The sequence below is a fragment of the Streptomyces sp. genome (assembly GCF_036566765.1).
In the GTDB taxonomy this organism is placed as follows: Bacteria; Actinomycetota; Actinomycetes; order Streptomycetales; family Streptomycetaceae; genus Streptomyces.
Genome location: NZ_DATCVQ010000425.1, coordinates 1 through 12,487, shown reverse-complemented (window position 1 = coordinate 12,487; position 12,487 = coordinate 1). Strand labels below are relative to the sequence as shown.

Here is a 12,487-nt window from a genome sequence, read left to right as displayed (position 1 = left end):
GCCGAACGACAGCAGCCGGGTCGTCGCGGCCACCGCCGGCCGCCGGCCGCAGCCCCGCAGCACGGCCAGCAGCCGCCGCTCGGCGCCCGCGCAGTCCCCGTATCGCATCCGCTCTGCCTCCCCGTCCGGTGGTTCTCCTTCGGCCCGGGGCGACTCTGACGCGAGGGACCGCCGTACGGCACGGCAATCTTTCCTGACACTCGTTTAATCACCCATTTCGGCGAGCCTCGTGACAAACCACGCATAGGGCCCAGGTAGGGCGATACGGTCACCGCCATGGCTGCCGAGACCGACTTCCCCGACGTCGTACCGATCACCGGCTGGGGCCGCACCGCCCCCACCCTGGCCTGTGTGGTCCGGCCCCGCTCGTACGAGGAGGCCGCCGCCTACGTCCGCTCCTGCGGGCCGCGCGGCTCGATCGCCCGCGGCCTCGGCCGTGCGTACGGGGACGCCGCGCAGAACGCCGGCGGCACGGTCCTCGACATGACCGGCCTCGACCGGATCCGCTCCATCGACGCCGCCCAGGGGATCGTCGAGTGCGACGCGGGCGTCAGCCTGCACCGGCTGATGGAGGTGCTGCTGCCGCTCGGCTGGTTCGTCCCGGTCACCCCCGGGACCCGGTACGTCACCGTCGGCGGCGCGATCAGCGCGGACATCCACGGGAAGAACCATCATGTCTCGGGCTCCTTCTCCCGCCATGTGCGCGCGCTGCGCCTGCTCACCGCCGACGGCACGATCCGCACGGCCGCCCCCGGGACCGAGCTGTTCGACGCGACCGCCGGCGGCATGGGCCTGACCGGCGTGATCCTGTCCGCCACGATCGAGCTGCTGCCCGTCGAGACCTCGCTGATGACCGTCGACACCGAGCGGGCCACCGACCTCGACGACCTGATGGCCCGGCTGACCGCGACCGACGACCAGTACCGGTACTCGGTCGCCTGGATCGACCTGCTCGCGCGGGGCGCGGCGACCGGCCGGGCCGTCCTCACCCGCGGCGACCACGCCCCGTACGACGCGCTCCCGCTCCGCGCCCGCCGCGCCCCGCGCGCCTTCCGGCCGGCCTCACTGCCCGCCGCGCCCGCGTACGTCCCCGAGGGGCTGCTCGGCCGCACCACGGTCCGCCTGTTCAACGAGCTCTGGTACCGCAGGGCCCCGCGGCGCTCCTTCGGCCGGCTGCAGCGGCTCCCCGCCTTCTTCCACCCACTGGACGGCGTCCCGCACTGGAACCGGGTCTACGGCCGCGGCGGCTTCGTCCAGTACCAGTTCGTCGTCGGGTACGGGCAGGAGGAGGCGCTGCGGCAGGTGGTGCGGCGGATCGCGCGCCGCGGCTGCCCGTCGTTCCTGGCCGTGCTGAAGCGATTCGGCGCGGGCGACCCGGGCTGGCTGTCCTTCCCGATGCCCGGCTGGACGCTGGCGCTCGACATCCCGGCGAGCCTCAGCGGGCTCGGCGCGTTCCTCGACGAGCTCGACGAACTGGTCGCGGCGGCGGGAGGCCGGGTCTACCTGGCGAAGGACTCCCGGCTGCGCCCCGACCTGCTGGCCGCCATGTACCCCCGGCTCGCCGACTTCCGCGAGCTCCGCGCGCGGCTCGACCCGCGCGGGGTGTTCCGGTCGGACCTGTCCCGTCGACTCGCTCTCTGAGGAGTGTGACCGCCATGAAGGACGCCTTCGGCGCCCCCCAGTCCCTGCTCGTCCTCGGCGGCACGTCCGAGATCGGGCTGGCCACCGCCCGCCGTCTCGTCGCCCGCCGCACCCGTACGGTCTGGCTGGCCGGCCGACCCTCCCCCGCCCTGACCGCGGCCGCCGACTCGCTGCGCGACCTCGGCGCGGACGTGCGCACCGTCCCCTTCGACGCGCTGGAGACCGAGTCCCACGAGGAGCGGCTCGGGAAGCTGTTCGCCGAGGGCGACATCGACATGGTGCTGCTCGCCTTCGGGGTCCTGGGCGACCAGGCCCGGGACGAGGAGGAGCCGCTCGCCGCGGTCCGGGTCGCACAGACCAACTACACCGGCGCGGTCTCCGCCGGGCTCGTGTGCGCGAAGGCCCTCCAGGCGCAGGGGCACGGCTCGCTGGTGGTGCTGTCGTCGGTGGCCGGCGAGCGCGCCCGGCGGGCGAACTTCATCTACGGCTCGTCGAAGGCCGGGCTCGACGCCTTCGCGCAGGGCCTCGGGGACGCGCTGCACGGCACCGGGGTGCATGTGATGGTCGTCCGCCCCGGATTCGTACGGACGAAGATGACCCGCGGGCTCGCGGAGGCGCCGCTGGCGACGAGCCCGGAGGCGGTCGCCCAGGCGATCGAGCTGGGGCTGCGGCGGCGCACCGAGACGGTGTGGGTGCCGGGCGCGCTGCGAGTGGTGATGTCGGCGCTGCGGCACGCGCCCCGCCCGCTGTTCCGCCGCCTGCCGATGTGACCGGCAGGGGGCGCGCTACGCCTTCGTCGGGGCCGGGGCGTCGACCGGGGAGCCCTGCGCGGGGACGCCCGGGGCGGGGACCCCGCCGCCGAACCGGTACGCGTGCAGCCTGCGCCACACGTCGTCCGCGCCCTGCTCGTACAGCCCGAAGGAGCGGCAGGTCCAGGCCGCCTCGAAGCCGGCCAGCTCCTCGAAGGCGCGGTCCATCGCCTCGTCGGCGATGCCGTGCGCGACGGTGACGTGCGGGTGGTACGGGAACTGCAGCTCGCGCACGAGCGGCCCGGCCTCGTCCCGCAGGAGCTTCTGCAGCCGGGTGCACTCCGAGACGCCCTCGGCGAGCCTCACGTACACGACCGGAGAGAGCGGGCGGAACGTTCCGGTGCCCGCGAGCCGCATCGCGAACGGGTCGCCGGCGGCGGCGACCCGGGCGAGATGCGCCTCGATCTGGGGCAGCCGCTCCGCGGCGACCTCGGTCGGCGGGACGAGGGTGACGTGCGTGGGGATGCCGTGCGCGGCGGGATCCCCGAAGCCCGCGCGCCGCTCCTGGAGCAGGCTGCCATAGGGCTCCGGGACCGCGATCGAAACGCCGAGCGTTACGGTCCCCACGTCGTTCTCCTCCGTCGTACGTCTTCTCAGGATGATGGGTGGTGCAGCCGCCAGTGTGCGGCCTGCACCACCTCGGTGGCCAGGGTCCTTGGACTCAGTGCTTGGCGGGCAGGAAGCCGATCCGCTCGTAGGTCTGCGCCAGGGTCTCCGCGGCGACCGCCCGGGCCTTCTCCGCTCCCTTGGCCAGGACCGAGTCCAGCGTCTCCGGGTCGTCCAGGTATTCCTGGGTCCGGGTGCGGAACGGAGTGACGAAGTCCACCATCACCTCGGCGAGGTCGGTCTTCAGCGCGCCGTACATCTTGCCCTCGTAGCTCTTCTCCAGGTCGGCGACGCTCGTCCCGGTGAGGGTGGACAGGATGCTGAGCAGGTTGGAGACGCCCGGCTTGTTCTCCGCGTCGAAGCGGATCACGGTGTCGGTGTCGGTGACGGCGCTCTTGACCTTCTTCGCCGTCGTCTTCGGCTCGTCGAGCAGGTTGATCAGACCCTTCGGCGAGGGCGCCGACTTGCTCATCTTGATCGACGGGTCCTGGAGGTCGTAGATCTTCGCCGTCTCCTTGAGGATGTACGGCGACGGGATCGTGAACGTGTCCCCGTACCGGCCGTTGAAGCGCTCCGCGAGGTCGCGGGTCAGCTCGATGTGCTGGCGCTGGTCCTCGCCGACCGGGACCTCGTCGGCCTGGTAGAGCAGAATGTCCGCGACCTGGAGGATCGGGTACGTGAACAGGCCGACGGAGGCGCGGTCGGCGCCCTGCTTGGCGGACTTGTCCTTGAACTGGGTCATGCGGGCGGCCTCGCCGAAGCCGGTGAGGCAGTTCAAGACCCAGGCGAGCTGGGCGTGCTCGGGGACGTGGCTCTGGACGAAGAGGGTGCAGCGCTCCGGGTCGAGGCCGGCGGCCAGCAGCTGGGCCGCGGCGATCCGGGTGTTGGCGCGCAGCTCGGCGGGGTCCTGCGGAACGGTGATGGCGTGCAGGTCGACGACCATGTAGAAGGCGTCGTGGGTCTCCTGCAGGGCGACCCACTGGCGGACCGCGCCGAGGTAGTTGCCGAGGTGGAACGAGCCTGCGGTGGGCTGGATTCCGGAGAGCACGCGAGGACTGTCAGAGGCCATGCTCCACATTCTCTCAGGTGCGGCAGGCGTTCCCGACAGGCCGTGGGGCGGGCGTTCCCGACAGACCTGGGGCGGGCGCGCGGACGCCCGCCCCGGGCCTTCCCGTCAGACCGGCAGGCCCGGCGCCGGGTACGCGGCCATCAGGTCCGCGACCTCCGCGCGGATCGCGGTCAGCGCGGCCTCGTCGCCCTTCGCGGCCGCCGCGACGCCGCGGTCGATCCACTCGGCGACCTGCGCCATGTGCTGGACGCCCAGGCCGCGGGAGGTCAGCGACGGGGTGCCGATGCGGACGCCGGACGGGTCGAAGGGCTTGCGCGGGTCGAACGGCACCGTGTTGTAGTTCACGACGATGCCGGCCCGGTCGAGCGCCTTCGCGGCCACCTTGCCCGGGACCTCCTTGGGGGTGAGGTCCATCAGGATCAGGTGGTTGTCGGTGCCGCCGGAGACCAGGTCGAAGCCGCGCGCGAGGAGCGCCTCGGCAAGCGCCTTGGCGTTGGCGACGACGGCCTCGGCGTAGGCCCGGAAGGACGGCAGGGCCGCCTCGCGCAGGGCGACGGCGATCGCTGCGGTGGTCTGGTTGTGCGGGCCTCCCTGGAGGCCGGGGAAGACGGCCTTGTCGACGGCCTTGGCGTGCTCCTCGCGGCACATCAGCATCGCGCCGCGGGGACCGCGCAGGGTCTTGTGGGTGGTCGTCGAGATCACGTCGGCGTACGGCGTCGGGGAGGGGTGGGCGCCGCCCGCGATCAGGCCGGCGATGTGCGCGACGTCGGCGACGAGCACCGCCCCCGCCTCCTGGGCGATCTCGCCGAAGGCGGCGAAGTCGATGGTGCGGGGCAGCGCCGTGCCGCCGCAGAAGATCAGCTTCGGGCGCTCCTTCAGGGCGAGCTCGCGGACCTGGTCGAAGTCGATGAGCCCGTTGTCCTGCCGTACGCCGTACTGCACGCCGCGGAACCACTTGCCGGTCGCGGAGACGCCCCAGCCGTGGGTGAGGTGGCCGCCCATCGGCAGGGCCATGCCCATGACGGTGTCGCCGGGCTCGGCGAAGGCGAGGTAGACGGCGAGGTTGGCCGGGGAGCCGGAGTACGGCTGGACGTTGGCGTGGTCGACGCCGAAGAGGCTCTTGGCGCGCTCGATCGCCAGGGTCTCGACCTGGTCGATGTTCTGCTGGCCCTCGTAGTAGCGGCGGCCGGGGTAGCCCTCGCTGTACTTGTTCTGCAGCACGGTCCCGGACGCCTCCAGGACGGCCTGGGAGACGTAGTTCTCGCTGGGGATGAGCCGCAGGGTCTCGGCCTGGAGCCGTTCCTCGGCGCCGATGAGCGCGGCGAGCTCGGGGTCGGCGGCGGCGAGTGCGGGGTGCGGGCTGGTCATGGCGTGCCTCCGGGCGGTTCGGCGGATCCCGGGGCGCGACTTCTGGGCGGCGCCACACGGGAAGGGTCCCGCGGTGCCCAGGCGAGCGGCACCTCGTGTGGTCTGCCGCGCACGGCTCCCCCGGGGTCGCTTCCCCGTACGCCAGTCGCCGTGCGTGTTTCCAGATTAGCGGGCGCGGCGTCACCGAGGTTTCTTCGTCCATCATCCGAGCGACGATAGAAACAGGGCTCACACCCGCCCCTGGCCGCAGGACGAACGGAGAACCCGTGTCGAGAACGCAAGACGCGATCGCTTCCGCGGAGGCGCACAGCGCGCACAACTACCACCCGCTGCCCGTGGTGATCGCCACGGCCGACGGCGCGTGGATGACCGATGTCGAGGGCCGCCGCTATCTCGACATGCTCGCCGGCTACTCGGCGCTCAACTTCGGGCACGGCAACCGGCGGCTCCTGGACGCGGCGCGAGCGCAGCTGGAGCGGGTGACGCTGACCTCGCGGGCGTTCCACCACGACCGGTTCGCCGAGTTCTGCGACCGTCTCGCGGAGCTGTGCGGCAAGGAGACCGTGCTGCCGATGAACACCGGGGCGGAGGCCGTCGAGACGGCCGTGAAGACCGCCCGGAAGTGGGGCTACGAGGTGAAGGGCGTGCCGGACGGGCACGCGAAGATCGTGGTCGCGGCGAACAACTTCCACGGCCGCACGACGACGATCGTGAGCTTCTCGACGGACCACGAGGCGCGCGACCACTACGGCCCGTACACGCCGGGCTTCGAGATCGTCCCGTACGGCGACCTGACCGCCATGGAGGCGGCGGTCACCGAGAACACGGTCGCGGTGCTCCTGGAGCCGATCCAGGGCGAGGCCGGGGTGCTCGTGCCGCCGCCCGGGTACCTGCGCGGGGTGCGGGAGCTGACCCGGCGCAGGAACGTGCTGTTCATGGCGGACGAGATCCAGTCGGGCCTGGGCCGCACCGGGCGGACCTTCGCGTGCGAGCACGAGGACGTCGTGCCGGACGTGTACATCCTGGGCAAGGCGCTGGGCGGCGGCGTCGTGCCGGTCTCCGCGGTGGTCGCGGACCGGGACGTGCTGGGGGTCTTCAAGCCGGGCGAGCACGGCTCGACGTTCGGCGGGAACCCGCTGGCGTGCGCGGTGGCCCTGGAGGTGATCGCGATGCTGCGCACCGGCGAGTACCAGCAGCGCGCGACGGAGCTGGGCGAGCACCTGCACGCCGAGCTGAACCTGCTGGTCGGCGGGGGCGCGGTGGAGGCGGTGCGCGGCCGCGGCCTGTGGGCGGGCGTGGACATCGCGCCGGCGCGGGGCACGGGCCGGGAGATCTCCGAGAAGCTGATGGAGCGCGGGGTCCTGGTGAAGGACACCCATGGCTCGACGATCCGCATCGCCCCGCCGCTGGTGATCGGCAAGGAGGACCTGGACTGGGGCCTGGAGCAGCTGCGCGCGGTGCTGTCGGACTGACCCGACACGCACCGGGGGTGCTCCCTCTCGGCGCGGCCGAAAGCCGCGCCGGCGAGGGGGCACAGGGGCGACCGGTCAACGAGGCGGCCCGACATTGCCGTACCGCGCCCTACTCCCCCGGCAGCACCCGGCACAACGCCTCCAGCGCCCCCGGCCAGGCGCTGTCCGTCGGGGTGCCGTATCCCACGACGAGGCCCTCGATCGTGCGCGGGGTCGAGGCGTGGCGGAAGGCGTCGATGCCTTGCAGCGACAGGCCCTGCCAGGCCGCCGAGCGCAGGACCGCCCGCTCCGTGCCCGGCGGCAGCGGGAGCACCGCGTGCAGGCCCGCCGCGATGCCGCTGACCCGGATGTCCGGGGCTGCCTCGCCCAGCGCCGCCACCAGTTGGTCGCGCCGGCGCCGGTAGCGCAGCCGCATCGCCCGTACGTGCCGGTCGTACGCCCCGGACTGCAGGAAGTCCGCGAACGTCAGCTGGTCGAGGACCCCGCACGACCAGTCGGCCTGCCCCTTCGCCGCCGCGACCTCGTCGACCAGCGCTTCGGGCAGCACCATCCACGCGAGCCGCAGCGCCGGCGCGAGCGACTTGCTCGCCGTGCCCAGGTACACCACCCGCTCCGGGTCGAGCCCCTGCAGCGCGCCCACCTGCTGGCGGTCGTAGCGGAACTCCCCGTCGTAGTCGTCCTCCAGGACCAGCCCGCCCGAGGTCCGCGCCCAGTCGACCGCCGCCGCCCGCCGGTCGGGGTGCAGCGCGCCGCCGAGCGGGAACTGGTGGGCGGGCGTCATCAGGACCGCGCCGACACCCTTCAGGGCCGCCAACTCGTCCGTCCGCGTGCCCCGTTCGTCGAAGCCGAGGGCCGGAGTGCGCAGCCCCGCCTCGGCCAGCAGGTTCCAGTGCACGTCGAGCCCGTACGAGTCGACCGCGACCTCCCGCGTCTTGCGCGCCCGCAGCACCTTGCCCATGAGCATCAGCCCGTGCGCGAAGCCGGAGCAGATCACGATCCGCTCGGGGCTCGCGTACACGCCGCGCGCCCGCGCCAGGTACTCGGCGAGCGCGGTGCGCAGTTCGATCCGGCCGCGCGGATCGCCGTACCCGAACGCCTCGTTGGGCGCGGCGGTGATCGCCCGTCGGGCCGCCTTGAGCCACTGCGCGCGCGGGAACGAGCCGAGGTCGGGCGTTCCGGGCTTCAGGTTGTGCGCGGGCCCGCCCGGCGTCCGCCGGCGCGGGGCGGCGGACGGTGCCGCAGACGGCCCGCCCCGGCGCGGCTCGGCCCGTCGGGCGACCCGGGTGCCGGAGCCCTGGCGCGCGGTGAGCCAGCCCTCGGCGACCAGGTCGGCGTACGCGTCGGCGACCGTGTTCCGGGCGATCCCGAGGTCGGCGGCGAGCTGCCGCGAGGACGGCAGCCGGGTCCCCGCCGGGAGCCGCCCGGTTCGTACCGCGTCCCGGAGCGCGTCCATCAGGCCGGTGCGCAGTCCGGCCGTGCCGCGCAGGTCCAGGTGCAGGTCGGCCCCGAAAATGGCCCAGTCGTCCGCCATGAGAATGGACCATACCGGTGCGCCAGAGCGCCCGTACGGTGAGGACATGACCAGCACGCGCACGAACGCCGAGTACGCCCACGAGCACACCCCCCGCATCGCCCTCGCCGAGCGGGTCCCGGAGTTCTACCGGGCGATGGTCCGCCTGGAGACCGCCGCCGCGAAGGACGTCGACCCCACCCTGTACCACCTGATCAAGCTCCGTGCCTCGCAGATCAACCACTGCGCCTTCTGCATCGACATGCACGCCAAGGACGCGCTCGCCGACGGCGAGACGGTCGAGCGGATCGTCCAGCTGTCGGCCTGGGAGGAGTCGCGGCACTTCTACACCGAGAAGGAGGCCGCCGCCCTCGAACTGACCGAGGCCGTCACCGTCCTCACCGACGGCTTCGTGCCGGACGAGGTGTACGAGCGGGTGGCGAAGCACTTCGACGAGGACGAGCTGGCCCGCGTCATCGCGGCGATCGTCACCATCAACGCCTGGAATCGGATCGGCGTCACCACCCGCCTGGTCGCCGGCCACTACACGCCGGGCCAGTACAACAAGTGAGCGCCGCCGTACGCACGTTGCGCGCGCTGCACGTGGGCCGTGCGGCCGACGACCCGCTGGTCCTGCCCGGCCCGTGGGACGCGGCGAGCGCCCGCGCCTTCGAGGCGGCCGGCTTCCAGGCGCTGGCCACGCCCAGCGCCGGGATCGCCGCCTCGCTGGGCTACGAGGACGGGAGCACCCCCGCCGACGAGATGTTCGCCGCGGTCGCGCGGATCGTCCGCTCGGTGTCCGTCCCTGTGTCCGCCGATCTGGAGGGCGGGTACGGACTGGCCCCGAAGGAGCTGGTGGGGCGGGTCCTGGAGACCGGCGCGGTCGGCGTGAACCTGGAGGACTCGGACGGAGCCTCGGGCCTGCGGGACGCGCACGCGCACGCCGACTGGCTGGCCGAGGTACGGGCCGAGGCCGGGGACGCGCTCTTCGTCAACGCCCGCACGGACGTCTATCTGAGCGGCGCGCCCGACCCCGTGGCCGCGGCCCTCGACCGCGCCCTGCTGTACGCGGCGGCCGGCGCGGACTGCGTCTACCCGATCTGCGCGCCGCCCCGGGACCTCCCGCTGCTGCGGGCCGGCCTCGGGGACGCGTTGCCGGTCAACGCGTTCGCCCGGCCGGACGGCCCCGCATTCGCGGAGCTCGGCCGGCTCGGGGCGACCCGGATCACCCTCGGGCCCGGGCTGTTGCTGCGCACGCTCGACCATGTCCGGGACCTGGCCGAGGAGTTGCGCGGCGGGGTGGGGTGAGCCGTAGCCGTACGGCTCAGAGCTCGTCGTCGGCAGGCTCGTCCTCGGCCCGCAGCCCGGCGACCCACAGCGGCATCAGCCAGTGCAGCGCGACCGCGGCGAACAGCAGCGGAGCGACGTGGTCGGCCAGGTGCGCGTCGGTGAGCCGGGAGGCCGCGGCCACCGCGAGCGCGCCGGCGAGCAGCACCCACGTGGTGACGGTGTGGGCGAGCGAGCGCACCCGGTCCCGCTCGACGAGCTGCCGCTCGTCGAGCATCCGGCCGCGCAGTTCGAGGAGGCCGCGGGTGGCGGCGTTGATCGTGCCGGTCGCCACGGCCCAGGGCAGCAACAGGACCAGGATGGCGATCCCGCCCCAGAACCCGGGCCAGAAGACCGCGGTCGCGAAGCCCGCGGCCGTGAGCGCGATGTGCGCGCCGACGGCGAAGCGGCGGCGGGCCGCCGTGGCGTACATGGGCGCGGCCCTGCGGTCGTTCATCAAGGTGTGCATACGCCGGTCGTAGCGCGTCGCGGTCATCACTGCTTCCTCCCGTAGACCTCTGCGGTGAGCGGCTGGAACGGCTCCAGGGAGAACAGCGCCTCCACCGGGAGCTCGAAGAACCGGGCCACTTTCAGGGCCAGGTCGAGGCTGGGGTTGTACTGGCCGCGCTCGATGTAGCCGATGGTCTGGTAGTGGACGCCCACTGCCTCGGCGAGTGCCTGCCGCGACACCTTCCGCTCGGCCCGGACGGCCGAGAGCCTGTTGTGCACCTGCTCGCTCATGTATAAGAAGTACTACATTCGAGTGCAGGTGCACAACACGAGCAGCCGAAGAGGATCAAGAAAAAGCCCCGCCCCGACCTCAGAAGAGGCCGGGGCGGGGCGGAAGTCGCGCTGAGCTCTGACTCAGACTCAGACTCAGATCAGGCCGAGCTCGCGGACCGCGTCGCGCTCCTCGGCGAGCTCCCGGACGGAGGCGTCGATGCGGGTGCGGGAGAACTCGTTGACGTCCAGGCCCTGGACGATCTCGTACGCGCCGTCCTTGCAGGTGACGGGGAACGAGGAGATCAGGCCCTCCGGGACGCCGTACGAGCCGTCCGACGGGATGCCCATGGAGGTCCAGTCGCCCGCGGCGGTGCCGTTGACCCACGTGTGGACGTGGTCGATGGCGGCGTTGGCGGCCGAGGCGGCCGAGGACGCGCCACGGGCCTCGATGATCGCGGCGCCGCGCTTGGCGACGGTCGGGATGAAGGTGTCGGCCAGCCACGCCTCGTCGCCCACGACCTCGGCGGCGTTCTTGCCGGCGATCTCCGCGTGGAAGATGTCCGGGTACTGCGTGGCCGAGTGGTTGCCCCAGATGGTGAGGCGCTTGATGTCCTCGACCGACGCGCCGGTCTTCTGGGCCAGCTGCGTCAGCGCGCGGTTGTGGTCCAGGCGGGTCATCGCGGTGAAGCGCTCGGCCGGCACGTCCGGGGCGGCGGCCTGGGCGATCAGCGCGTTGGTGTTGGCCGGGTTGCCGACGACGAGGACCTTGATGTCGTCCGCGGCGTTGTCGTTGATGGCCTTGCCCTGCGGCTTGAAGATGCCGCCGTTGGCGGCGAGCAGGTCGCCGCGCTCCATGCCCTTGGTGCGCGGGCGGGCGCCCACGAGCAGGGCCACGTTCGCGCCCTCGAAGCCCTGGTTCGGGTCGTCGAAGATGTCGATGCCCTTGAGCAGCGGGAAGGCGCAGTCGTCGAGCTCCATGGCGGTGCCCTCGGCGGCCTTGACGCCCTGCGGGATCTCGAGGAGGCGCAGCTTGACCGGCACGTCCGCGCCGAGCAGGTGGCCCGAGGCGATGCGGAAGAGCAGCGCGTAGCCGATCTGACCGGCCGCGCCGGTCACGGTGACATTCACGGGAGTGCGGGTCATGGCGATCTCCGTAAGACAGCTGGCGGTGGGGGTCCCTGCCCCTGATGCTGGATACCCCTCTGATCGACGATCGATCACGCGATCGATCGGTGTCTCGACGTGAAGAGATATCCAGCGGTCAGGCTATCCGACCCCGGCCCCCTCGCACCCCCTCCCCCTTGTGGGACGGCTCACTGCCACCCGTCCGAGGCGCGCCCGAACCCCTTCCGAACAACTGCCGGACGGCGCGTCAGCCGCCGGTGCAGCCCGTCGCGCCGCTCTTCAGGCTGGCGCAGGCTTTCGCGTCCGTGCCCTGCGCCACCGCGACCATCGGCGTGTACGCGTCGGTGTCGGCGTCCACCAGGGCCTCCTGGCCGCCGGTTCCGGCCGCGCTGACCCGGACGACGTCGCCGGGGGCGGCCTCGGTGAGCCGCGCCCAGGCGGCTCGGCACGTACTGCTGTGCCGGACCTCCAACTCGGCGGTTCCGACCCGGGTACGGGCGACGGTCGCCGCGAACTCGCCGCCGCAGCCCATGATCTCCGGGTCCTGACCGGCGCACCCGGCCCCGCTGCACTTCACCCCGGCGGGCAGCGGCGTGCTCGGCCGCGCGCTGGGCGTCGGACTCGGCGGCGGGGCGCTCCGCTTCCCGTCGTCGCCCGCGCCGCCGAGATCGGCGAGCAGGACGGCGGCCACGACGACGAGCAGGGCGCCGAGGAGCGTGGCGAAGAGGGTGGTGAGGCGTTGGCGGCCGCGGCCGCCCCGGGCGGGCGGCGGAACGCCCGTACCGGCAGGGCCCCGGTTCGGCGCGGGCGGGGCGGGAGGCGTGGGGGGCGTGGGGAG

At 73.1% G+C, this 12,487-nt stretch carries 13 protein-coding genes and 1 riboswitch; of the genes, 5 read left to right on the top strand and 8 right to left on the bottom strand.

Annotated elements, in window-relative coordinates; all coding sequences use genetic code 11:
* The first annotated feature begins 276 nt into the window (after positions 1–276).
* Positions 277–1,641: a decaprenylphosphoryl-beta-D-ribose oxidase gene (dprE1, locus tag VIU94_RS25220; protein ID WP_331914409.1), complete on the top strand. Its 1,365-nt coding sequence runs from the start codon at positions 277–279 to the stop codon at positions 1,639–1,641.
* Between the two features lie 14 nt (positions 1,642–1,655).
* On the top strand, positions 1,656–2,411 hold the full coding sequence (gene dprE2, locus VIU94_RS25215; RefSeq protein WP_331914407.1) for a decaprenylphospho-beta-D-erythro-pentofuranosid-2-ulose 2-reductase: 756 nt from the start codon (positions 1,656–1,658) through the stop codon (positions 2,409–2,411).
* A gap of 15 nt (positions 2,412–2,426) precedes the next feature.
* Here the strand turns inward: dprE2 and VIU94_RS25210 are convergent, their stop codons facing one another.
* The 3 genes from VIU94_RS25210 to glyA form a co-directional block, all read right to left on the bottom strand.
* Complete coding sequence (locus VIU94_RS25210; protein WP_331914405.1) at positions 2,427–3,017, bottom strand: 2'-5' RNA ligase family protein; 591 nt, start codon at positions 3,015–3,017, stop codon at positions 2,427–2,429.
* Between the two features lie 94 nt (positions 3,018–3,111).
* Complete coding sequence (gene trpS / locus VIU94_RS25205; RefSeq protein ID WP_331914403.1) at positions 3,112–4,125, bottom strand: tryptophan--tRNA ligase; 1,014 nt, start codon at positions 4,123–4,125, stop codon at positions 3,112–3,114.
* Positions 4,126–4,230: 105 nt separating this feature from the next.
* Positions 4,231–5,493: a serine hydroxymethyltransferase gene (gene glyA, locus VIU94_RS25200; protein ID WP_331914401.1), complete on the bottom strand. Its 1,263-nt coding sequence runs from the start codon at positions 5,491–5,493 to the stop codon at positions 4,231–4,233.
* Positions 5,494–5,561: 68 nt separating this feature from the next.
* Positions 5,562–5,652, bottom strand: a riboswitch (ZMP/ZTP riboswitch).
* A 107-nt stretch (positions 5,653–5,759) separates the two neighbouring features.
* On the opposite strand from glyA, the gene rocD reads away from it, so the two are divergent.
* Positions 5,760–6,965, top strand: a complete 1,206-nt coding sequence (gene rocD, locus VIU94_RS25195) for an ornithine--oxo-acid transaminase (protein WP_331914399.1) — start codon at positions 5,760–5,762, stop codon at positions 6,963–6,965.
* Between the two features lie 109 nt (positions 6,966–7,074).
* Here the strand turns inward: rocD and pdxR are convergent, their stop codons facing one another.
* Positions 7,075–8,496, bottom strand: coding sequence for a MocR-like pyridoxine biosynthesis transcription factor PdxR (gene pdxR, locus VIU94_RS25190; RefSeq protein ID WP_331914397.1), 1,422 nt, complete (start codon positions 8,494–8,496; stop codon positions 7,075–7,077).
* 46 nt (positions 8,497–8,542) lie between these two features.
* Between pdxR and VIU94_RS25185 the strand changes: the two genes are divergently transcribed.
* On the top strand, positions 8,543–9,046 hold the full coding sequence (locus VIU94_RS25185) for a carboxymuconolactone decarboxylase family protein (RefSeq protein WP_331914396.1): 504 nt from the start codon (positions 8,543–8,545) through the stop codon (positions 9,044–9,046).
* Positions 9,043–9,783: an isocitrate lyase/PEP mutase family protein gene (locus VIU94_RS25180; protein ID WP_331914394.1), complete on the top strand. Its 741-nt coding sequence runs from the start codon at positions 9,043–9,045 to the stop codon at positions 9,781–9,783. Before VIU94_RS25185 ends, VIU94_RS25180 begins: the two co-directional genes overlap by 4 nt.
* A 16-nt stretch (positions 9,784–9,799) precedes the next feature.
* Here the strand turns inward: VIU94_RS25180 and VIU94_RS25175 are convergent, their stop codons facing one another.
* From VIU94_RS25175 to VIU94_RS25160, 4 genes are all read right to left on the bottom strand, one after another.
* Entirely contained in the window at positions 9,800–10,297 is a 498-nt protein-coding gene (locus VIU94_RS25175) for a hypothetical protein (RefSeq protein ID WP_331914392.1), read from the bottom strand.
* Positions 10,297–10,542, bottom strand: coding sequence for a helix-turn-helix transcriptional regulator (locus VIU94_RS25170; protein ID WP_318103631.1), 246 nt, complete (start codon positions 10,540–10,542; stop codon positions 10,297–10,299). The genes VIU94_RS25175 and VIU94_RS25170 overlap by 1 nt, the downstream gene beginning before the upstream one ends.
* A gap of 135 nt (positions 10,543–10,677) precedes the next feature.
* Positions 10,678–11,667, bottom strand: coding sequence for a malate dehydrogenase (locus VIU94_RS25165; RefSeq protein ID WP_331914390.1), 990 nt, complete (start codon positions 11,665–11,667; stop codon positions 10,678–10,680).
* Positions 11,668–11,896: 229 nt separating this feature from the next.
* Positions 11,897–12,487, bottom strand: a 591-nt coding sequence (locus VIU94_RS25160; RefSeq protein WP_331914388.1) for a DUF2690 domain-containing protein, incomplete at its 5' end; no start/stop codon positions are given.